Genomic DNA, 22,255 nt, shown 5'->3' on the forward strand with positions numbered 1-22,255 from the left:
AGGCTGCTAAATGCAATTTTTAACCTTTATTCTATCCACAGTTCTGGATTTATACATTGCTGTTTTATTACTTCGTGTATGGATGCAATGGGCGCGCTGTGACTTTTACAACCCATTTGCCCAATTTATCGTGAAAATGACTCAGCCGATCGTTCGGCCATTACGCCGAGTTATACCAGCTATTGGCTCGCTCGATACTGCCTCCATTGTTTTCGCTTACGTTCTGGTATTGTTTAAATTCATCATGCAACTTTGGTTCAGTTCCGGGACATTTACCTTTATCACGCTTTTCATCCCTATTGGGTTAATCGAATTGCTGACAGCAGCAGGTAAACTGGTATTTTGGCTGGTGTTGGCTCGTGCTCTACTAAGCTGGATCAGCCAAGGGCGCAATCCGATTGACTATGTTCTGATGCAATTGACAGAACCATTAATGGCACCTATCCGCCGTATTATCCCAACAATGGGCGGCCTTGATTTTTCAGCAATGATCGTCATTTTGATCCTCTACGCCCTGAACTATCTTCGTGCTGATGTTCTCTCATGGTTAATACAGTAAATAAAAATTAAATTGGATTCAAAATAATGCAAAAAGTCGTTCTGGCAACCGGCAACCCCGGAAAAGTTCGTGAACTGGCACAATTACTGGCTGATTTTGGTCTGGATATTGTCGCTCAAACTGAGCTAAACGTAGATTCAGCCGAAGAAACTGGGCTGACATTTATTGAAAATGCCATTCTTAAAGCTCGCCACGCTGCACAAGTTACTGGCCTACCGGCGATTGCGGATGACTCTGGTCTATCCGTAGACATCCTTGGCGGCTCTCCTGGTATCTATTCAGCCCGCTATGCAGGTGAAAATGCCACTGATCAGCAGAATATGGAAAAACTGCTAGATTCGATGAAAGATATTCCTGATGATCAACGTCAAGCTCAGTTTAACTGTGTGCTGGTTTATATGCGCCACGCGGAAGATCCAACGCCGCTGGTATTTCATGGCCGCTGGACGGGGATTATCACACGCCAACCTGCCGGTAATGGTGGGTTTGGTTATGATCCTATCTTCTACATACCGGAATTAGGTTGTACTGCGGCTGAATTAACTGGTGAACAAAAAAATGCCGTTTCACATCGTGGGCAAGCACTAAAGATGATGTTGGATACACTAAGTAATGCTTAAACTCCCACCACTTAGTCTTTATATCCATATTCCGTGGTGTGTACAAAAGTGCCCTTACTGTGATTTCAACTCTCATGCACTGAAAGGTGATGTTCCACATCAAGAATATGTTGACCATTTATTGGCAGATCTGAAAGCAAATCTGTCAATGATCAAAGGGCGGGAAGTTACCACTATCTTTATTGGTGGCGGAACCCCCAGCCTACTCAGTTCACAAGGGATGCAACAATTACTGGATGGTGTTCGTACTCTCTTACCCGTGTTGCCGCAAGCTGAGATTACCATGGAAGCCAATCCCGGTACTGTGGAAGCCGACCGTTTCAGCGGTTATCAACAAGCAGGTATTAACCGAATATCCATTGGCGTGCAGAGTTTCAGTCCAGATAAACTGGTACGCCTTGGCCGCATTCACGGGCCAAATGAAGCCAAACGAGCGGCACGTTTAGCCGCTAGTCTGGGGCTACGCAGTTTTAATCTGGATTTGATGCATGGTTTGCCAAATCAAAGCCTTAATGAGGCCCTCGATGATTTACGTCAGGCAATCGCATTATCACCACCGCATCTTTCATGGTATCAATTGACCATTGAACCCAATACCAGTTTTGGTTCCCGCCCTCCAGTGCTGCCTGATGATGATGCTTTGTGGGATATTTTTTCACAAGGTCACCAATTGCTGACAGCAGCGGGTTATCAACAATACGAAACTTCTGCTTATGCCAAACCAGGTTACCAATGTCAGCATAATCTCAACTACTGGCGTTTTGGAGATTACCTTGGTATTGGCTGTGGTGCTCATGGAAAAATCACATTTGAAGATGGTCGTATTCTGCGTACAGTAAAAACCAAACATCCTCGTGGATATATGCAGGGGCGCTATCTGGATAAACAAAATCAGGTAGAAAATGAAGATCGGCCATTTGAATTTTTTATGAACCGATTCCGTTTACTAGAAGCAATGCCAAAACAAGATTTCAGTGATTTCACTGGATTATCTGAAGCTTCAATCCGCAACCCAATAGATCAAGCCTTAGCCGCAGACTATCTTTCTGAAACAGCAACACATTGGCAAATTACACAGAAAGGTAAATTATTCCTGAATTCATTATTGGAGCTATTTCTTTAACACAAAATTATCTCCGCAAAATTCAGTTTCACAAAGATCATCTGGTACATGAAAGGGTTTCGAATCTATTCATAATACATTTATCCCCACTGGGCTTCAGTGGGGATTTCCAGACAGTAAAACTGATTGCTCAGTAGCAAATTACTCTTCAGCAAGGCTAATTGTCCCACTGAAAATCCTCACCTTCCTAATATCAGAAGAAGTATCCTTTTGGTGAATTGATAACGCCCCCGAGATTAAAATGCCCGATGTTTCAATGAATAAAGATAATAGGGTAATGCCCTAAATATTTAGTTAAAACAGATACATTTATATAGAAAGTCATTATATTTTATATGTCATTACTGCAATCAAAAATAATATATACCATTCATCCTTCAAGTTGCTACTTTGTTGGCTGCTTTCAATTACCCCAGTCACATAGTTATCCAGGCTCCTGGGGATGCGTTCTCTTGCCGCCGCGCTGCAAATTGAAATCTATTGGGTATATAAGTTACAATTCAATTACAAACAATAAAATGCCAATATATTTAAAAAATAATTATCCTAAAGCAACAACATCAATATTCCTTCAATTCTTCCTGAAAATATATTTATCCACGAGGACAATAGTTAAATAAGACTCCAAAATAGCGCTGCATCTTATGCCACTAATAATTCTATGTATAACAATGGGTTGAAAAAGGCCATGTGTAGCAGAATTATGAAATATTATTTAACAATGATCATCAATAAACGCATTAATCCCAATCAAATAAAATTAAAAAATATATTTACCACGATATTATAAAAATAAATTTTTAATATATGTGAATTGCGACACAATAATATCATTTAAATTATCTCAAATACGACTATATTTAATTTATGCTTGATTATATTTCTATTTATAAGCATGAACACTTTTAAAAACATCTTTAATTTCACTTTGCTTGGGGTAAAAAATGAATATTGAAAATAAAGAAATGTTATATACCTTGTCCAAAGAAGAGCTAGCCACAGAACTAACTCCATATTATCAAGATTTTTATGATCAACTTTCCGATCATCAAAAGGAAAATATTAGCTTTGACATGGTTGTAAATGATGCTTACAAGAGATTGCATTTTAATAATTCAACTCCAACTGACACTGATGTGGGATTAAAATTAATAGAGTACGCAGGTGAATCTCCATGCACTCATGCAATTGGTATAGTTGTCGCAGATGCTTTTAAACTTGCATTTAAATTCATGGGTATACATAAACCCGAAAGAGAATCAGCCACACTGATATTATTGAAAAAATTAGGTCATGAGGCTATACATGAGTTATTTACTATAGTTCATAACCTTAAGAATTCTAATTCTATTACTGATAAATCAAAACATACCTGGTCATTAATTTCCGCAGTGGAGGATATTTTAGGTATAACTGGAATAACTGATTGCTTAAAAGAAACAATGCATTGGTATAACTGGATGATTACTGGAATAACTGCAATAGCACAATTAACTATATGGTTTGCTACAGGTGGAACGGCATTTATTGCAGAAATAGCACTGGCTGGCCCTGCTATATCCAGAATGGTACTTGACTCTGGAAACGCAATTAATACTTGTTCATAAAACCTTTATCTTTAATCTCATTTAATTATCAAGGAACTTATTATTTATTTATAAGTTCCTTTCAATATAAATATCCCATTTCATATCACAAATGCAAACAGGTTAAATTATAACTATATAAAGTCAATAGTAATTACTGGCCACTCATTGAATATGAAAATTATGAAATTTCTCTTTGTTATATTTTTATATTTCACCAAGTGGAACAACCCAGTATTTTACAAAGACCTTCGTATTAATTTCAATTAATAAAAACAAGGAGGTAAATAAATATTCATAATAATATACTTACTTTATTTGAATACTCAATTCGGTTGTATATGAAGAACCATCCATAGCAGACTTATTATTTAAATTAACTCAATCCTTTATTTGGCAAATACTGAAATAAACCATGACCAAATGAAATACTTAAAAAAACCCATAAAGACTTATATACCCGTTATCTTTCAAGTTGCTTCTTTGTTGGCTGCACTCGCTCACCCCGGTCACATAGTTATCTATGCTCCCGGGGATTCACTCCCTTGCCGTCGCGATGCATCTTGAAATCCATAGGGTATATACCGAATGAACTTCAAGATGCTTGAGTTTTCAGACATAAAAACATTTAAATTCAATAACATAGTCATTTTTCAAACATGCACTTTTAAGTATCTTGAGTATATACTGATTTAAAAGAAAGAGAGCCTGATAATATCTGACAGTTACCAGTATAATAACCGATAACTGCCATCACAGATCTAAACCACTATATATATTGTAGAACTTTAATCACTACCACACATTTAACATGATCAAAGCCACCTGATTAAAGAGCATCCTCAACAGCATTAATTTGTGCCGTTAAGCTTTCTAAACCACCACCAGACAAGTACCACAGGTCAGATTTTAGATAAGTAATTTTGCCATTCTTATACGCTGAAGTGGATTTTACTTTATCATCTTCAAACTGTACTTTGTCCAGCTTACCTGCATGAATTGCTTCACTGCGATCAATAATTAAAATCACATCCGGATTAGCCTGAGCAATCATTTCAGAAGTGACTACACGGCGTTTAGTTTTATCTTCATCAGCAGTTGCGGGTAATTCCGCTCGGTGTGCCTTAACCACGTCATATACTACGCTCTGGTCACTCAGAATTAATTTACCTGCGTTATGCAGTAATACTAAGACCTTTGCACCAGAAGACTTAGCTTTATCCTGAGCTTTAGCAATTACTTTTTCCAACTCAGCAATTTGCTCTTTCACTTCACTCTGTTTGCCAAACAATTCACCTAATAACTTTAGGTTACTTTCAACTGAAACCAGGTAGTTTGTACTATCCGTTCCCAGATTAATTGTAGGTGCTATTTTTGACAGCTTTTCATAAGAAGGACCCTGGCGGGCAGTGATAACGATCAGATCCGGTTTAATTTGTGCCAATTTTTCCAAATTTGGCTCTTTTATACCACCTGCATTTTCTACCCCTTTAGGCAAATTATTGCGGAGATATTCAGGCGTATTACCAATAGGTAGTGCAACAACCCGATCTGACAATCCTAATTTAGCCAATGAATCATAAGTACCGAAATCAAATAAAACGACTTTCTGAGGATTCCTTTTAACCTCAGTTTCACCAGAGAGATGTTTAACTGTAACCTTATCATCAGCTTGAGCTGTAACGGCATTTGGAGTGAAGACAGCAGACGTCTGACTAACTGCGGAATGGCTTGCAACAACAAATAATGAAGCCAGAACAACAGGAATTATCTTTTTCATATATCGCGCTCCAAGAAAGAATAATAGTAATAACCTGCATTCTAGGTGGCGAGAAAAATATGTCAATCTAAATAAGAATCAATTTCAAATCGATTCTTATTTGTGATTATTGGGAATTACTTAATAGAATTCAGTAATTCAATTCGTTGTTGTTCAAGAGCACTTACTTTACCGCAAACCTTTTTGCCAAAACGCTGGAAATCTTCTTCTTGTACTTTCCATTCAGCTTTCAAATTATTCTGCAATCCACCTAAACTCCCCAGCAAAGATTGTAGTGCCTGATTATTATCACCGTTCAGACTGAACTGTTTATTACCAATCTCATTAATGCTGTCCTGCAAAACCCCACCAAGGCTTTGTTCAATTAAGCTGCGACTATCTTTTTCAACTTGTTTAATTGCCTGATGATGGAATGCCATACCATCCGAACGGATTTCAATAATCTGGTCTATCTGCTTATTCAGTCCTGATTCGAGTTCAGACAATCGGTTACGCACATTACTATCCTTACCCATAGTATCAACAACAACTTTATCCAAAGATTTACGGGCAGTTATCAAATGCTTACTCGTCTCTTGTTTTATCCAGGGTAAATCCTGCCGCAAAGCCTGCTGATAATGTCGTGCTTTCTGACGCTGTTCAGTATTTAAGTTCAGGCTCTTACCGTCACGGATAATCGAGCCATCAGGTGAAATCTGGAGATTGCCACTTGCTCCCACAACCTGAACTGATTTAGACGTGATAATAATGTCATTCTGTGGATTTACCTGACATTCATAACCTGCCTGGGCCTGAGTAACAAATAGCAAAGATATTGCAATAATCGTCTTGCGTAACATATTTTCTCCTAAGAAAACCACCTGAGAGTTAAAAAACTGATCGACCTATACGATCTGCTAATAACTCTAAGGCAGCACAACCGGCTAAAGAGTTCCCTGAACGATCTAACTCTGGTGACCAAACAGCAACAGTAAACTCTCCCGGCACTACACACACAATTCCACCACCAACACCCGATTTTCCCGGCATACCAATTCTGAATGCAAATTCACCTGAACCATCATACATACCACAGGTCATCATCAATGCATTAATCTGCCGGGTCTGGCGGGGGCTTAAAATCTGCTGTTCAGAACCAATCGTACTCCCCTGATTCGCCAAATAAACGAAACATCTGGCAAGTTCAATACAGTTCATTTTTAAAGCACAATAATGGAAATAAGTTTGCAACACAGCGAGCACATCATTATCGAAATTACCGAAAGATTTCATCAAATAGGCAATCGCCGCATTCCGGTGAGAATGTTCCATTTCAGAACGAGCAACTTTGTTGTCATAACAAATGTCAGAACAACCAGCAAGTTTGCGTACAACTTCCAGCATTCGTTGTTTAGGTGCACTCAACCGCGACTGCAACATGTCACATACAACCAATGCACCCGCATTAATAAAAGGGTTACGGGGTTTACCTTTTTCCAGTTCCAACTGAACTAATGAGTTAAACGGCTGACCGGAAGGTTCCTGCCCGACTCGCTGCCAAATTTCCTGTTCCTGATAACGCGTCATCGCTAAAGTCAGGCTAAATATCTTAGAAATAGATTGAATCGAAAAACGCTTCTCAGCATCCCCAGCATGAAATATCTGCCCATCAATAGTGCAGATAGCTATTGCCAGGTGATCAGCGGGAACTTCCGCCAGTGCAGGAATATAATTTGCCACTTTCCCTTGGCCAATCAGGGGGCGGACTTGTCGCAAAATATCCGACAATAACGTGTTAGAGAACGTTGTACTACTCACTGATTTTACTCCAGACAAGGGCACCCGATTAAAACTAATAGGTACCCCTGTTGTTATTCAGGCTATTTTACAGCGATATGTAATCAATCCCACCAAACGTCAAACAATTCTGAAGTCATGACATCTTCCATACCACGATCCTTCAGCCATTTCTCAACCAATTGGCGATGTTCTTCTGTACACATACCAATTTTTTGCAGGCAGATTAAACCTTCCCAATGCAAATAACCACTGGCATCTAATGCTAAGCCATTAGACTCAATTAACTCATCAATAAATGCATCAACAGTACTGTCGATAACATCAATAGGCGTGTTAGATGGAAAACTCCACTTAACAGAAAAGCCTAATTCTTTGAATTCATCAATATGCATCTTTTTACGCAAACGACGACTGCGGTTTTTAGCCATTATTTAATCCTCTTATACATGATATCCCACACGCCATGCCCCAACCGCTGACCGCGCAATTCAAATTTCGTTACCGGGCGTGAAGATGGGCGTGGTACATAATCACCATTTTCAGACAAATTAAGGTAATTATCCACGCTATTCATCACTTCCAACATATGTTCAGCATATGGCTGCCAGTCAGTCGCCATATGGAATATACCCCCCACCTTTAATTTACTTTTTATCAGTTCAGCAAATGGTGGCTGTACAATCCTGCGTTTATTATGACGTGCTTTATGCCAAGGATCTGGAAAGAAAAGCTGTACCATTTCCAGGCTATTATCTGGGATCATATTCTCCAGCACTTCAATAGCATCATGGCACATCACCCGCAAATTGCTGATTGCTTCATTTTCAGCAGAAGCCAGGCAAGCACCAACACCAGGCATATGTACTTCAATCCCGAGAAAGTTTTTTTCAGGATTTTGGTTTGCCATTGTGACAAGAGAGGCTCCCATACCAAAGCCAATTTCCAACACAATAGCGGCCTCACGTCCAAAAAGTGCCCCCATATCCAGCTTTTCTGCTTGATATTCAACGCCCATTTTTGGCCAAAGATTATCAAGCGCTTGTTGCTGACGATTAGTTAACCGACCCTGACGGCGAACAAAACTCCGGACACGACGCAGTGCCCTGCCATTCTCATCAAATTCCGGCGAAATTACGTTATTTATCATAGTATTTCTGTCAGTTTTAGCGACATTTATTCAGGAATTCATGGCTGCTTTACTGGCAAACCACCTAAAGAGAGCGCATTATCCAAAGATGGGCGATTTTAGCAAGCCCGGAAGTTACAAGTACAATTTTAATCCCAAATTGCGCAATGCCACGAAAACAAAGTTCCGGTTTACAGCGAGGTTACACTATGTTGCAATCCTGTTCACGAAACACTGATTTTCCCTAAAGATAATTATCCTAATGATAGAAGCAAAGCAATTCTCCCAAGTGGTATTGGATTGGTACCACCTTTACGGTCGTAAAACTCTGCCCTGGCAACTGGAAAAGACGTCTTATCACGTCTGGCTTTCAGAAGTGATGTTACAACAAACGCAAGTTGCAACAGTCATTCCCTATTTTCAGCGCTTTATTTCACGTTTTCCTAATGTGGCTTCACTTGCCGCAGCACCACTTGATGAAGTCCTTCATTTATGGACTGGCCTTGGTTATTACGCCCGTGCCCGCAACCTACATAAAGCAGCGCAACAGATTGCAGAACAATATTATGGAGAATTCCCGACAACATTTGATGATGTCGTCGCCCTACCTGGTGTCGGTCGTTCAACAGCGGGTGCAATCCTTTCGCTTTCTCAGGGGAAACATTTCCCTATCCTTGATGGCAATGTTAAACGAGTACTGGCTCGTTGTTACGCAGTGGAAGGCTGGCCGGGTAAAAAAGAGGTTGAAAACAGCCTTTGGCAAATCAGTACCAACGTAACACCGGCAGAAGAAGTGGAATACTTTAATCAAGCAATGATGGATTTAGGCGCAATGGTTTGTACTCGCAGTAAGCCAAAATGCGAAATTTGCCCGTTGAATCAAGGATGTATCGCTTATGCAAACCATAGCTGGACAAAATATCCGGGTAAAAAACCCAAACAGAGCATTCCTGAAAAAACAGCTTATTTCCTGTTGATGCAAAATAACGACTCTGTCTGGCTGGAGCAGCGCCCACCAACCGGGATCTGGGGGGGTTTATTTGCGTTTCCTCAATTTGAAAGTATAGATTCATTGAATGACTGGCTGGAACAATCCGGTATTTCTCACAGCAAACATGAGCAACTTACCGCATTCCGCCATACATTCAGCCATTTTCATCTGGATATTGTACCGATAAAAATAAATATTTTATCTTTTGCTGCCTGCATGGATGAAAATAAAGGACTTTGGTATAACTTACAGCAACCCGCAACTGTTGGGTTGGCAGCACCAGTTGAATATCTGTTACAACAGCTGAGCTGAATCCCACACCCGCTATATTTGAGGATTTATTATGAGCAGAACTGTTTTTTGTACTTTCTTACAACGCGAAGCCGAAGGACTGGATTTTCAGCTTTATCCGGGAGAGTTAGGCAAACGCATTTTCAATGACATTTCCAAAGAAGCTTGGGGTCAATGGATGAGCAAACAAACCATGCTAATCAATGAGAAAAAGCTTAATACCATGAACCCGGAAGATCGCAAATTGCTTGAACAGGAAATGACTAAATTTTTATTCGAAGGCCATGATATTCAAATTGATGGATATACTCCCCCGGAAAAATAATATATTAGCTTTCATCAGAGCCGCTGGCTCTGATGTTGTATTCAACACCAGATGGCAATGTAAGATGAAAAAATTGTTAGCTCTGTTTGTTATTGCCCCACTTCTCGTTTCCTGTACTAATACCAAAAATATCGAATACAACGAAAAATATATAAAAGATACCAATGGCTTTGATATTTTGATGGGCCAGTTCGCTCATAACATCGAGAACATTTGGGGATTGCACGAAGTATTAATTGCAGGCCCAAAAGATTACGTTAAATACACCGATCAATATCAGACCCGCAGCCATATCAATTTTGAGGCTGGGACGATCACGATTGAAACAATTTCTCCGACTGAGCCAACGGCACATTTGCGTCAAGCCATTATTTCTACTTTATTAATGGGTGATGATCCAGGTTCAGTTGACCTTTATTCTGATACTAACGATATTCAGATCAGTAAAGAACCATTCCTTTACGGGCAGGTTGTGGATAATAATGGCCAGCCAATCCGTTGGGAATGGAGAGCAACACATTTTGCAGATTACCTGATTACCAATAAATTACAGAAACGCCAGTCCGGTTTACATATCATCTGGTCTGTCACTATGCAATTAGTACCAAACCACCAGGATAAACGTGCACATAAATATCTGCCGTTGGTTCGTCAAGCTTCCATCAAATATGGTGTGGATGAATCCCTGATTTTGGCAATTATGCAAATAGAATCCAGTTTTAACCCGTATGCTGTCAGCCGTTCTGATGCACTTGGGCTAATGCAGGTTATGCAATATACCGCTGGTCGTGATGTCTTTAAGATGAAAGGCAAATCAGGACAACCAAGCCGCAGTTATCTGTTTGATCCAGAAAATAATATTGATGCCGGTACTGCATATTTATCGATATTACAAAACAGTTATCTGGGAGGCATCACTAACGCAACATCCCGCCGTTACGCAGTAATAACCGCTTATAATGGCGGTGCAGGCAGCGTATTACGGGTATTCTCCAGTGATAAGAAAAAAGCGGCTCAAATCATTAATAGCATGGCACCGGGTGATGTTTATGAAACTTTGACGACCAAACATCCATCAGCAGAATCACGCCGCTATCTGATGAAAGTCAATACTGCCCAGAAAAGTTACCATCACTAGAATATTAAAATGTTAAAACAATAAAGCAATAACGGAGAGCAGTTTTTCTACTCTCCGTTATTTTTTGCTTATATTTTTAGCCATCAGACGACGAATTTTGGAGCATAAATTACCATTTCAGAATAAATCTATTGACGAGTTCTACCAAATACGGTTTAATGCGCCCCGTTGCCCGGATAGCTCAGTCGGTAGAGCAGAGGATTGAAAATCCTCGTGTCGGTGGTTCGATTCCGCCTCCGGGCACCAATTCAAAGTGCGTTGGTTGAGAGATAAAAAAGCTCAACGGGCGTTCGATACTGGGACCTAAATGCATCGTTACAGTTGACTTAATCTTGCATCGCTTCGATATAGAGTATAAAGGTTCTAGATTCAGGATATCTGAGAAATCAGATGTCCCTTTCTGTTCGAGCGCAATACTTACAAGTTCTATTGCAACTGTCAAGCCATCCAAACTAAAATCAATGAATTAATTAACACGATGTTGTATATCGGTTGTCCGGACTTCCCAATTGATCAGAAAAAGGTCAGTGATGGGAGATTGCATCGATTCAAAAAAATTCCCTATCTTGCGACAAGGAATTTGTAATAGATTAAGACAAGTTCAATCAATAGCAGGCATATTCTGCTTTATCCGATTAACATTTCTCCTCTCTCTGGCTCAGCATCGATATATAGCATTAATTCACGCTCCAACGCACGCCCGGCAGTATCCAGATTGATATCAATATATTCCATCGTCGTAGTAATACTGCGGTGTCCCAATAATCCGCGTACCATTTGCAAATTACGATCAGGCGCTTTCATCAGTTCAGTTGCCAGAGTATGCCGGAAACGGTGTGGGCCCACATCAAAACCACACTCCTTTGACAAGCGCCGAAAGAATGATTTTATCGTCTGTAACTGGTCGGTTTCGTTTCCTCTGTCTGTTTTGGCGGTAAAATAGTCCACACAAAACAGGGGATCATTCAGTTTTGCCCCAGCGGCCTGAGCACGTTCCAGCAAAATTTCCAGTCGCGGATACAACCATTTCACCACCGGCACCTGGTGTTCATAATGGTTCTTACTCCCCTCGGAGCAAAGAATAATCCGACGTTCTTTCAGATCAACATCTCCAAGCCGAATATGTAATAGCTGATTTTGCCGCATCCCGGTATAACGCAACGTATCCAGTACCGTCAGCCAATACCAGGTCGGATATAATGCACAGCGGGCGTTAGCACTTCATTGATTCACAACTACTATCCAGATATCGCAGATGAAATCAGGAGGATAGCAGATAATGTTCCCCGACGTTCTCAGGCAACATTACGTGAAAAGTTAAACGATGCAAATGCCAAAAACAAAGTTTTACGGGATGAGATCCACCAACTTCAGCTTCGAATATCAAAGCTGGCAACCATCAATGAAATGCTGAATTACAATCTAAAAAACAAGCTTTCTCGAAATAAATAAAAAATAAACCAGCACTCAATTAGCCAACCACTTTCCATAGGCATCAATATCAATCATTGGCACAGTGCCACTAAATTGAAGCTGTGCGATAAGCCTGAAAAGAAAAGCGGTAGCAGGCTTATTTCCAGGTTCAAAATTGAACTTGCCATCAATATTATTGAAGTAAAAATGCCCATGTGATGCAACACAGCCAATATCAAGTCGTCCATCTGATAAATCCCCATTGAGAGCTTTGTCAAACGACGTCCCCAATGCAGGACTCCAGTCACTTTCAAAAGTAAGTAACCCTCCCAAAATTGGAATGAGTGGTTTTGCTGGATATGTCCCGCCAGCATGCGGAATTGGAAGGCTGGTACGATGAAGTCTGCGAACACTTGCAACTTTTCGTTGTGCATAAGCAACAAGATCTGCTGACGCTGATTGCTTTGCTTCGAAAACCGCATAGACACTTTCTGCTGGAACAATTATTTGTTCATTAAATTTGAAAATGAATGGTGAGTACTGCCTGTCAAAAACAACCACATCAATCTGATCACTAAAATTACCCAAACTATCAACTACAAAAGCATTAGCTGCCTGATAGCGTTTGGGAAGATATGTATCAAGCATTTCAATCCATACTCCTTCACTGGCATCTCCTTTAGCCCCTGGATGATGGAAAGCTTTACGTGCAGTTCCCAGTCGACGCTGAATGTCTTCATGTAACGATGCAAATAGTTGAGAAAGTGACCAATCTGACATAATAGATTCCTTTATTCAGTAATACTTATACGTTGCATAAGCATGTATGGCCCATAATACTATTTATGGGCATTTATCTGTTCTATATTACTAGTGGTCAATAAATGCGGGTGTTGGTGTCATTTTATTGACTACCTGTAGCGCAGAATGGACTGACACTGCGTTATATGGGTAGGCCGCAAGAATTATTGATGGAATTAGCCGCTGGGTAATATCTGAGAAAGTAAATCCAGGAGAATTAGTGTCTCTTGGACCGGTTAACCTGACTAATTCTTCTATCGCCGTAGAATTTAACCCCAATCCCGTAAGTTTTGAATGCAACAAATAGTGTCGTTGCTCATCATTTGGTCGGGAAAATGTTAAAACCTCAGCAGCACGACGCTGGACAGCCGGATCGAGAGCTTTCAACCGGTTAGTACACATAAGAACTGCCGCTGGTAGTTTCTGATTGGCGATCCGGTCTATTCCACGAATGAAAGCGTTAACACCAGCACGATCCTCATGGTGCATCTGAGCATTTTCCCGGGATTGAGCCAATGCATCAGCTTCATCAATCAATAGCAAAACCGCACCACGAGCTTTTCCATTCGTGTTTTTTAATTTATCTGCTGCCTCAATGGTGTAATCAAATGCAGCTGAAACCAGCTGAGTCATTTCGCCAACTCTACCCTGCCCTCGGGTAGCAAGGCTCAAAGGATACAACGTAATATCAATATTTTCCTGTCGGGCAACAGCATCACCAATGGTTTCCGCCAGCTCTGTTTTACCTGAGCCCACATCCCCAGCCAATACGACTAAAGGTGGTCGTCTGAGTACCGTATCAACAGCCGCACGAGCATCTGGATGATATTTGTTTGCCCATTCCTGAATCCCATAAGGATTTACAAGTAAGCCTAATATTTTTGATAATCGATCTTTATGCTCATCAAGACCAACTAAACGGGCCAGACGCTCCTGAGGCTCAAAGTCAGGGAAGTTAATGCGTCGCTCAAACAATTCATCAAGTGATGGTTTTACGTTCATACAAAATTCCTTACGCTAGTGCGAGTGAGGGAGCGACCACCGGCCGAATAAGTCTTATCATTTTCGAGGTAGCCATCAATGCCCGGAGACTGGGCACTAACCCGTTTAAATGGTAGATCTTTCAAAGCATTATCTTTTTCCGATTGGGTAGCATTGAGATATTTCGAGCTATAAGTCATAAAACTATAGAATGATGCCCCCGACACATCTTTTCCTGGACGAATTTTTCCGGGGTCATCATCTGTACCTGGACCAAGCAAGTCACCTGCGGTATATCGAAGAGTCGGCTCGATCCAGTTATTATTTTTCTGAAAACCGTAAGTCACCTCTCCCAAATATCCTGCCTTAAGAAACACAACCAATTCTTCTTCGTATTCTTCAATGTCGGCATCACTGGGGTAACCATAAAAACGCTGCATCCGCCGCAAGTCAGTTGCAACTTTAGCAGCCATGTGACGAGCGTGGGTTACGCTGAAAGTTTGTGTCTCTGCTACCGTATAACTATAAGAAGACATAGTGATTTCACCCCTGGAATGAAGAACCGAAAACTTTCTGCCAATAGGTTATGGTTAATTGCTTAGTTGGTGCATAGAGTGCAGCATCAATAGCGTCACCGGCATCCATTGCGGCCTCAATGATGGCGTCTACATTAGACTGTGTATATAAACGAGCGACATTATTATCAGGATTAACGGGATCGATAATCTTCACTAAGTCTGATAACTTGCCTATTTTTGACGCAGGATAATTATCCTCGAAGACAATACGCTCACGTAATTCAGTGCTCACCAGATAGGTAAAAAATGCTTGTAAAGCTTCCGGATAGTTCGATAAATCCACACCATTATCCAGTAATTTTGCAAGGATCAATTCAATCATGAACGATTTAAAGCGAAAATTTGGGCGCTCTTGCTTCATCAAACGTGCCCAATATTTAGCTAAACGAACGACCTGAGCAAAATGCTTCGGGGCAGCACGTTTGCGGGCTTTGATGAAATCAAGGTGCAGAGGAATGTTGGTTTCAAGGAACGAACCATCTTCCTGGCTTATCAAATGACCTCGCCAGTCAGGTAACCCCGAATACAATACAGGGACAATATCGACATCTAAGCCAGAGCCCCGGAAGGAAACCGTTACTGAGTATGTCTGGGGTTTAACCTGATCAGGACTAAAGTTAGGAAATGCTTTACGCAATCTATCAGCAAGATAGTCAAGTAACTCACGTAAATCCTGTGGTGCATCAGATCCACTGATATACACAGCCACATCAATATCGTTTAACGAACGAAGGGCAGTTCCTTTAGCCAGACTACCTGATGGAATCATTCGCTTTAATGAAAAGTCGGGATGATCGAAAAGATACCCTTCCAGTTTGTTCTGTAATCGCTTGGCCTGTTCCCTGAATTCATCAGCCTTTACTTTTGGAAGATTTACCTTATCTTCGGCAAATCGCGCTATAGTTTTATGGTCGACATGTTCTGTTGACATCTCATCCTCACTAGAAGCCTTCACTCTATCCAAGCCGGACGACATGTCATGTTCATTTTCGTCGGCCACAAAGTTCGGTATAGCGAACTTTTTATAAGAATGAGTGCATTTTTCATACTTGTCAAACTTTTTGTTCGGAATAGTGGTACAATGATGAAAGAGATAAATGAGGAGATGTAACAATGGCAACCCATCTTGGCGAAAAACTTCGCGATTTGCGTAAACAGCGTGGATTGACACTGGAAAAACTCGCTGACATGGCTGGACTCAGTAAAAGCTATCTATGGGAACTGGAAAATCGCGAGTCTCAACGTCCTTCGGCAGAAAAGCTTACCGCCCTGGCAGATGCACTGGGAGTTGGGACTAGTTTCTTTTTAGAAGATGACCTTCGCGAACCGGAAGAAAGGCATCTTGATGATGCTTTCTTTCGTAGCTATAAAAATCTTGAACCTGAAGCTAAAGCACAGTTAAGAAAAATATTGGACACCTTTAAAAAGGACTTCTAGTTATGCCAGAACAAGAGATATGGACGCCTCAAAAAGCAGCTATTCGGCTAACAAAAATTTGCGATACTTTCAGTGAGATTCACGGCACAGAACGATTTCCTGTTAACGTTGGTGAATTGTCTCTGGGGGCGGCAGAGTTATTCCAATGGGCTGACCCTATAGTAAAAATAGAACCCGTTGACATCAAAGGATTTGATGGTGCATTAATTGCCAATGAAGCCCGCAGCCGTTGGATGCTACTTTACAATAACGGTTTAACATCCCCTGGTAGAATTCGATTCACTCAGGCACATGAGCTGGGACATTACATACTTCATCGTCTAAATCGTGATGAGTTCAGATGTAGCAGTGATGATATGCTATCCTGGGAAGATAAAAATATTGAATCAGAAGCAGATTTATTTGCTTCTTACTTACTGATGCCATTCAATGACTTCCGAAAACAGTTGACGCCAGACGTTGATATTGAAGTATTACGTCAGTATGCGATTCGTTATGGAGTATCGCTGACAGCTGCTGCATTGAAATGGCTTGAATGTACTGAAGAAAATGCCGTATTCATTTTATCTCGTGACGGGTACATGAAATGGGCCTTTTCCAGCCCCGCAGCTCGCCGTAACGGAGCCTTCTTTCGCACACAACGCAATGTTGTAAGTATTCCAGAAGGATCGCTTGCTGCAAACCAGAACATTTCAATGGAAAGAGCAGGAATGAAGATCCCTGCATCAATTTGGTTCCCTCATGCAGATAAAGACGCTTCAGTACGTGAAATGAAAATACAATCAGAGCAGTATGAATATGTCATCACCCTTCTAATCCTTTCCCGAAAAACAACTGTATGGCCTCCTTTTCATGGGGAAGATGAGTAAAGTTCTTTTTCAAATAAAGTAGCATGTATGTTTAGCAAGCAAAAATAATTAGTTAAAAACATCAATACAACTCATTCATATTGTTAAACTTAACAAAACATAACAGTTAACATGGGTCCATAAGGGGTAAAATACTGGCCAGCCTGGTCATGACCTAATTCCAGCGCCATGAAAATAGACCCCAGAAAATCACCGACCTCATACTCCAGTCCCATAATAACTTCACTCAGCAAACGACTCAGCCGGAAGGCATCTTCACGGGAATAACGTTTAACCCGCTGCATATAGTCCGCTTCAAATTCCTCATTTTGCAACAGCGCGTTATACAATGAACAGGCTGCCATATGCACAAAATCACAGAACACCTGCCAGCGGTTTTCATGGGGCGCAATCTGGTTAAACAGTCTGATAAAAGCCTGTTTATGTGGATTCGGTTCCCGGTAAGTTGCCGCCAATGGCAGTTCCACAACGTTATCGTCAGTTGGATCATTATCTTCATCCGCATAACCACGGTCAGACGCCACCGGCGGTAACAACAACCATTCAGAATGTGATGATCTGTCCGGTTCGCCAGTATCAGCGGGTTCTGTCACCGGGATCCGAGCATAGTTCAGATACGATGGCTGGCTGGCGAATAACGCCAATGCCTCGCTGGCCTGCCCCAACTCTTCCGGAAACAACCTGCCTTCTGGCTGGTCATGCCGTTCCCAGTGATATATTCGGGCTAAAGCACTGACAGCCATCAGCGGCGTGATACACTGATCAATATGGCGCTGAACCACCTCATCATATTCCAGCATGGTGTCATTCAGCGGCAGACCATAGTGCTCACTGAGCAACACGGTAGCCATCTGCTGCCACAATTCCACCTGGGTCGGTAACTGCTGTCTGCAGTCTTGCAAATAATCCATAGCACGGCGGGCATCATTAGCCACCTGAAATAACCACCACGGATCTGAACCCAAAGTATGTTCCCAACGTACTGTATTATCAGGATATACCGGGTTACCCCGAATACCGGTTAATCCCGCCATAAACGCCACGCCCAATGCTGTCACCCATTGTTCCCGGGCTTCATCCAACTCACTTTGGGTTGTCAGGCCAAAGCGGTTTAACCGGGACGGATGGCCAGTGGCATAAACCAGTTGATGCAACAAGTCATGCCAGTATTGTGAATCTTCAACGTAGTCCCGCCGGACAGGCAGCTCAATACGATCATGCAATGGTCGGTAAACGGGCATAATGCCCGACCGATGAACCACCGGGATCCCACTGGCCGTCACCAGTTGCTGAACAGCGGTAAAACCGGGAGCCGGACGGGGAGGTAAAGGAAAAGCGGGTTGAAGTTCTGTCGGCAATCCTTCACATTGTTCCAGATTAATGACACGTATCAGCGACATTGAAGGCCGGTAACGGACGATGGTTGTCGGTTTTTCACCGTTGACCACCCATCCGCCTAACGCTCTTAAATCATCACCGGTTAACCAGCGGTTAGATATCAACTGCCGCTGCAACATAGTTTGCCAGAGCAACAGCACATTGATACCGCTAAACGGTTGTCTGGTCAGCGCATGCTGAGGCAAACCGTACTCACTGGCCGCTTGCCAGGGCGCCCATCCACTTTCCAGGCTGTCTGTAAGACGTCGGGTGATTAACCGGCAGATATCATCCGGTAGGTAAGAAAGGGTCATCATCTTTCCTGTCTAAAATTAAGGAAGAGACCCTTCCACAGGGAATCGTCTCTCCCTGGGGGATAAATAATTAGCGCATGAAATAATTAGCTATTTTGGCCGGTAACGCGGTCAGCCAGTGATACATTGCTGACAAGTCAACCTCGTAAGCGTGAAGCATCAAACACACGCCTGTCACCAGCGACGTTAATGCTATCCCGGTCAACAGCCAGCGACGACGCTGCCTGAGTTTTTTCTCCTTTAGCTGCGCCTGTTGATACAGGAACAGCCCCAGCGTCTGCAACTCACTGAACCGGTGAAATTCCTCACGCCGTAAGGCTTCACAAGCCTCATCGTAACGCTCAAGCTCGGTCGGATGATGACGAGCAAGAAAACAGCGATAACCATGATTTCTCAGCGTGTGATTGTCGAATTGCGCCTGCAGCCACTGATTAAACCGGCTACGGGTTTTTCTGAATATTTCCGGTTCAGCCAGCGCCTGCACTGACAGGGACTGGGACGGTTCCCGAATGTGTTCTTTCGTCGTCATGGTACTCATAGGGTTAACTCCTGTTGTAAAAAAATGACTGACGGCGTTAACCCTCACGGGTTTCCCCGTCAGGGTAATCAATAAATTAAGCGTCCAACGCAATCAGCAACCGATCAGATTCATGTTTAAGCCGCAGCGCTTGCCACAAAGGAGCCTTCATGTCGCCGTCGTGCGGCAAACAGAAAAAACCAAACGTCACCTCACATACTCCCGGCTTTGCTGCCGACCAGGCTTTGAATGCCTGGTAAATCAGTTGATGAAACCGTTCTGTTTCATATTCTGGCGCAGACGGATAACTTACCATTCGCCGCCAGACTGGCTCTTCAATCGCCACGGCCGGCATCACCGCCCGGGTAACGGCAGTCAACGTCTCATTGACCATTATGCGGCCTCATCATAAGCCTTCGACAAACTACGCTGTCTCAGCAGACGCGTGAGCATCTGTTGCGCCGAATCCACCGCTTCCGTTTCATCGATAAGGTACCGCTCGCCATAAAACGGCTCCGGACTCTCCTCACCGAAATACAGCAACTCCACACCCGGTTTGTAGCTGTGTCTATCTCTGACCACAACCGGTCTCCCGCACGACTTGGCGTCGTCAGAGAGTTGCCATTTACCGGCATACACCGTGTGTCTTCGCGCATGAGCTGCTGGTAGTCTCACCTGTCTTCGACGTAATAGCCGGGACATAACATGGTAAAATGACAGCGAAATCCAACGAATAACGCCCCAAAGTACTGTCACAAAGATCATTAACATCGTTCGTCTCCTTTATCCCCATAACAACTGGAAAACCAGCAACAGCACACCTAACGTCAGGATCCCCGCAATTTTGAACAGCGTTATCATGCCCAAAAGTTTAAGGAGTGCGTCACGATCACGGTAGTCACATTCATCACGGATCAAATCGCGGATAAGTGAACGTTGTTTCGGGGTTAATGTCTCTGAAGCCGGCAGGATTGTCGGATCAGAAGGTGAATGAAAAGCAGGCATTAACAGCTCCTGTTACCGGAAACCTGCCCTTGACCGGGACAAGTCCCGGGAAGTGAAAAACGATGTCCGTCAAGAACATCATGCAAAGTGAATCAATCCGTCAGGTCAATCCTTATTAGGACGCCTTTAAGATACGGGAACTGGCCCTGTTATCGCCAACCCGGGAAACACGCCTCACTTGGGTTAAATAAAAATTCAGTTCGAATAAGCAGATAATATTTAATCAATAGCCGCGAGTATTTTTTCAGCTTCTGAATGTCCACGAGCATAACCATACAAAGCATGAAAAGCTTTAATATCGTCGTCCTGCTCACTGAAATCGGCCAGTTCATACAGAGAGAACAGCGTCACCGTGATGCCAAAAGCCTCCGCTGACATGATCCCCTCAAAACCATTATCCTCAACAAACACACGATATTGTTGTTGAAACGTCGGAACGGCATAAAAAATGCCATTTGACAAAACACGGCCCTCCCAGAAATCGCCCTGATACCCGGGACATAACCGAATGGCCCGGCGAAAAAACATTTTCTTTAACAACGCCTCAAGCCAGCTTTGTGTCGAAAACAGTTCTTCAAACCGGACAGATTTCACCGATATTTCCGTTGATAACGATAAAGTTTGCATAATATTTCCTCGAATGAAAAAAACGAGGAACACTCTCCCTGTATCAGGGAAAAGTCTTCCCCGTCAGGGTGGTAGTCAGAATGGGTATCACGGTATTAACCGCTTATCCCGCAGGTAGAAAATCTCATGACGCCAGTCATCACAGCAATCATCATCACTGCTGTCAACAGGGTCAAACAGGTTTCCTATACATGGTTCGCTTGTACGGGCAGACTCGTGAGTTTCAAAGCCGCGTTTTATATTTCCTATTAGCAATCCTTCTGATTACTAAGGAGGATTGTCACCCATCGGGAAACTAAACGCCCCCACTGGGTCAGTAAAATTGCACCTTCATCACTGATGAGTGATACCCGTTTTCAAAGGATAAACGGATTTGCCGTCCGAAGACGCCATCTCTCAGGCTACAATGGCATTGAAATCAGTCACCCGAAGGCGTTCCTCTCAGACTGCGGGAACATTAACGATCGCTTACGCGACAACGAATACTGCCTTAAATTAATCAAGGTCCATCTCAACGTCAAGCAAGCTTTTCATACTGCATAGAATCATCATTTATGCTCTTCAAAACGTGAGCACAATGACAGGCCGAACAGTTAACAAAAAGCAAAACTAGCATAGATAAATCCGCAATAACATAGCACCTGTTCTGCCAACTGAGCTAAAAGTCATCATCTAACCTAATCATAAAAGGTAATACCCAATCACTAATTGACGATAAATGTCACATTTATATGTAGTTTCATTCTGAAATTAAAATAAAAAAATGTGATTCATATCACAAGTTAAAACAAAAAATTAAATTATTTTGAAATCATTAACATTGATTATTAAATGATTAATATTAATCTATTTTTCATACAATACTGTTACAAAATAATCACATTGGCCTGTTTTTTGCGTTGTCATATAACCTCTTGTTTTTGCTGCTATCTTAACCTAATCCCCGTTTTTAATTGCCTGAGTGATAATCAACCCTAAACATTGATCGCTAAGTGAAATTTATGGTTAATACCGCTTC

25 protein-coding genes, 1 tRNA gene and 1 pseudogene are annotated in these 22,255 nt (G+C 42.1%); 11 read left to right on the forward strand and 16 right to left on the reverse strand.

Annotated features, from left to right (window positions below; genetic code table 11):
• Positions 1-10 precede the first annotated feature (10 nt).
• The 4 genes from BO26_RS07710 to BO26_RS07725 all read left to right on the forward strand — a co-directional run bounded on the left by BO26_RS07710 (position 11) and on the right by BO26_RS07725 (position 3,909).
• Complete coding sequence (locus BO26_RS07710) at positions 11-559, forward strand: YggT family protein (RefSeq protein ID WP_036770662.1); 549 nt, start codon at positions 11-13, stop codon at positions 557-559.
• 26 nt (positions 560-585) lie between these two features.
• Positions 586-1,179 (forward strand): XTP/dITP diphosphatase, encoded by a 594-nt coding sequence (locus BO26_RS07715; RefSeq protein WP_036770665.1) that lies wholly within the window; start codon positions 586-588, stop codon positions 1,177-1,179.
• Positions 1,172-2,302: a radical SAM family heme chaperone HemW gene (gene hemW / locus BO26_RS07720; RefSeq protein ID WP_036770667.1), complete on the forward strand. Its 1,131-nt coding sequence runs from the start codon at positions 1,172-1,174 to the stop codon at positions 2,300-2,302. The genes BO26_RS07715 and hemW overlap by 8 nt, the downstream gene beginning before the upstream one ends.
• 944 nt (positions 2,303-3,246) lie before the next feature.
• Positions 3,247-3,909 carry a hypothetical protein gene (locus tag BO26_RS07725; protein ID WP_036770669.1) on the forward strand — a complete coding sequence of 221 codons (663 nt, stop codon included), beginning with the start codon at positions 3,247-3,249 and terminating at the stop codon, positions 3,907-3,909.
• An 808-nt stretch (positions 3,910-4,717) separates the two neighbouring features.
• On the opposite strand, the gene BO26_RS07730 is transcribed toward BO26_RS07725, so the two are convergent.
• The 5 genes from BO26_RS07730 to trmB all read right to left on the reverse strand — a co-directional run bounded on the left by BO26_RS07730 (position 4,718) and on the right by trmB (position 8,594).
• A complete protein-coding gene (locus BO26_RS07730; protein WP_036770671.1) occupies positions 4,718-5,668 on the reverse strand; it encodes a siderophore ABC transporter substrate-binding protein in 951 nt (316 codons plus the stop codon).
• A 116-nt stretch (positions 5,669-5,784) separates the two neighbouring features.
• Positions 5,785-6,507, reverse strand: coding sequence for a YggN family protein (locus BO26_RS07735; protein ID WP_036770673.1), 723 nt, complete (start codon positions 6,505-6,507; stop codon positions 5,785-5,787).
• Positions 6,508-6,535: 28 nt separating this feature from the next.
• On the reverse strand, positions 6,536-7,465 hold the full coding sequence (gene glsB / locus BO26_RS07740) for a glutaminase B (RefSeq protein ID WP_110882709.1): 930 nt from the start codon (positions 7,463-7,465) through the stop codon (positions 6,536-6,538).
• Positions 7,466-7,548: 83 nt separating this feature from the next.
• Positions 7,549-7,875 carry a YggL family protein gene (locus BO26_RS07745; RefSeq protein ID WP_036770675.1) on the reverse strand — a complete coding sequence of 109 codons (327 nt, stop codon included), beginning with the start codon at positions 7,873-7,875 and terminating at the stop codon, positions 7,549-7,551.
• Positions 7,875-8,594 carry a tRNA (guanosine(46)-N7)-methyltransferase TrmB gene (gene trmB, locus BO26_RS07750; protein WP_036770678.1) on the reverse strand — a complete coding sequence of 240 codons (720 nt, stop codon included), beginning with the start codon at positions 8,592-8,594 and terminating at the stop codon, positions 7,875-7,877. Before trmB ends, BO26_RS07745 begins: the two co-directional genes overlap by 1 nt.
• A 241-nt stretch (positions 8,595-8,835) precedes the next feature.
• Between trmB and mutY the strand changes: the two genes are divergently transcribed.
• The 4 genes from mutY (at position 8,836) to BO26_RS07770 (ending at position 11,564) form a co-directional block, all read left to right on the forward strand.
• A complete protein-coding gene (gene mutY / locus BO26_RS07755; RefSeq protein ID WP_036770680.1) occupies positions 8,836-9,876 on the forward strand; it encodes an A/G-specific adenine glycosylase in 1,041 nt (346 codons plus the stop codon).
• Between the two features lie 31 nt (positions 9,877-9,907).
• The gene (locus BO26_RS07760) at positions 9,908-10,180 is read left to right on the forward strand and encodes an oxidative damage protection protein (RefSeq protein WP_036770682.1); all 273 of its coding nucleotides are present in this window, start codon (positions 9,908-9,910) and stop codon (positions 10,178-10,180) included.
• Positions 10,181-10,244: 64 nt separating this feature from the next.
• Positions 10,245-11,318, forward strand: a complete 1,074-nt coding sequence (gene mltC, locus BO26_RS07765) for a membrane-bound lytic murein transglycosylase MltC (RefSeq protein WP_036770721.1) — start codon at positions 10,245-10,247, stop codon at positions 11,316-11,318.
• Between the two features lie 170 nt (positions 11,319-11,488).
• Positions 11,489-11,564, forward strand: a tRNA-Phe gene (locus BO26_RS07770).
• Between the two features lie 381 nt (positions 11,565-11,945).
• Here BO26_RS07770 and BO26_RS07775 read toward each other — a convergent pair.
• Positions 11,946-12,530 (reverse strand): annotated as a pseudogene (locus tag BO26_RS07775) (site-specific integrase); the annotation flags it as partial.
• Positions 12,531-12,542: 12 nt separating this feature from the next.
• Here BO26_RS07775 and BO26_RS23425 point away from each other — a divergent pair.
• A complete protein-coding gene (locus BO26_RS23425; protein WP_157835532.1) occupies positions 12,543-12,770 on the forward strand; it encodes a hypothetical protein in 228 nt (75 codons plus the stop codon).
• A gap of 15 nt (positions 12,771-12,785) precedes the next feature.
• On the opposite strand, the gene nucC is transcribed toward BO26_RS23425, so the two are convergent.
• The 4 genes from nucC to BO26_RS07795 all read right to left on the reverse strand — a co-directional run bounded on the left by nucC (position 12,786) and on the right by BO26_RS07795 (position 16,091).
• Entirely contained in the window at positions 12,786-13,511 is a 726-nt protein-coding gene (gene nucC, locus BO26_RS07780) for a CBASS effector endonuclease NucC (protein WP_036770685.1), read from the reverse strand.
• A gap of 90 nt (positions 13,512-13,601) precedes the next feature.
• The gene (gene cap6, locus BO26_RS07785) at positions 13,602-14,534 is read right to left on the reverse strand and encodes a CBASS phage resistance system CD-NTase-associated protein Cap6 (protein ID WP_036770686.1); all 933 of its coding nucleotides are present in this window, start codon (positions 14,532-14,534) and stop codon (positions 13,602-13,604) included.
• A complete protein-coding gene (cap7, locus tag BO26_RS07790) occupies positions 14,531-15,049 on the reverse strand; it encodes a CBASS phage resistance system CD-NTase-associated protein Cap7 (protein ID WP_036770688.1) in 519 nt (172 codons plus the stop codon). The genes cap6 and cap7 overlap by 4 nt, the downstream gene beginning before the upstream one ends.
• 7 nt (positions 15,050-15,056) lie before the next feature.
• Positions 15,057-16,091 carry a CBASS oligonucleotide cyclase gene (locus BO26_RS07795; protein ID WP_477707014.1) on the reverse strand — a complete coding sequence of 345 codons (1,035 nt, stop codon included), beginning with the start codon at positions 16,089-16,091 and terminating at the stop codon, positions 15,057-15,059.
• Positions 16,092-16,204: 113 nt separating this feature from the next.
• Between BO26_RS07795 and BO26_RS07800 the strand changes: the two genes are divergently transcribed.
• Together BO26_RS07800 and BO26_RS07805 are read left to right on the forward strand one after the other, a co-directional pair.
• On the forward strand, positions 16,205-16,528 hold the full coding sequence (locus BO26_RS07800) for a helix-turn-helix domain-containing protein (protein WP_036770692.1): 324 nt from the start codon (positions 16,205-16,207) through the stop codon (positions 16,526-16,528).
• Positions 16,529-16,530: 2 nt separating this feature from the next.
• The gene (locus BO26_RS07805; RefSeq protein WP_036770694.1) at positions 16,531-17,397 is read left to right on the forward strand and encodes an ImmA/IrrE family metallo-endopeptidase; all 867 of its coding nucleotides are present in this window, start codon (positions 16,531-16,533) and stop codon (positions 17,395-17,397) included.
• An 89-nt stretch (positions 17,398-17,486) separates the two neighbouring features.
• Here BO26_RS07805 and BO26_RS07810 read toward each other — a convergent pair whose 3' ends face one another.
• The 6 genes from BO26_RS07810 to BO26_RS07835 all read right to left on the reverse strand — a co-directional run bounded on the left by BO26_RS07810 (position 17,487) and on the right by BO26_RS07835 (position 21,237).
• Positions 17,487-19,091, reverse strand: coding sequence for an ArdC-like ssDNA-binding domain-containing protein (locus BO26_RS07810; RefSeq protein ID WP_236637390.1), 1,605 nt, complete (start codon positions 19,089-19,091; stop codon positions 17,487-17,489).
• Between the two features lie 67 nt (positions 19,092-19,158).
• A complete protein-coding gene (locus BO26_RS07815; RefSeq protein WP_036770696.1) occupies positions 19,159-19,626 on the reverse strand; it encodes a hypothetical protein in 468 nt (155 codons plus the stop codon).
• A gap of 76 nt (positions 19,627-19,702) precedes the next feature.
• A complete protein-coding gene (locus BO26_RS07820) occupies positions 19,703-19,960 on the reverse strand; it encodes a hypothetical protein (RefSeq protein ID WP_236637391.1) in 258 nt (85 codons plus the stop codon).
• 38 nt (positions 19,961-19,998) lie between these two features.
• On the reverse strand, positions 19,999-20,376 hold the full coding sequence (locus BO26_RS07825) for a hypothetical protein (RefSeq protein ID WP_036770702.1): 378 nt from the start codon (positions 20,374-20,376) through the stop codon (positions 19,999-20,001).
• A 12-nt stretch (positions 20,377-20,388) separates the two neighbouring features.
• Complete coding sequence (locus BO26_RS07830) at positions 20,389-20,610, reverse strand: hypothetical protein (RefSeq protein WP_036770705.1); 222 nt, start codon at positions 20,608-20,610, stop codon at positions 20,389-20,391.
• A 219-nt stretch (positions 20,611-20,829) separates the two neighbouring features.
• Complete coding sequence (locus BO26_RS07835; protein ID WP_051560679.1) at positions 20,830-21,237, reverse strand: antirestriction protein; 408 nt, start codon at positions 21,235-21,237, stop codon at positions 20,830-20,832.
• Positions 21,238-22,255 lie beyond the last annotated feature (1,018 nt).

The organism is Photorhabdus australis DSM 17609 (assembly GCF_000711895.1).
In the GTDB taxonomy this organism is placed as follows: domain Bacteria; phylum Pseudomonadota; class Gammaproteobacteria; order Enterobacterales; family Enterobacteriaceae; genus Photorhabdus; species Photorhabdus australis.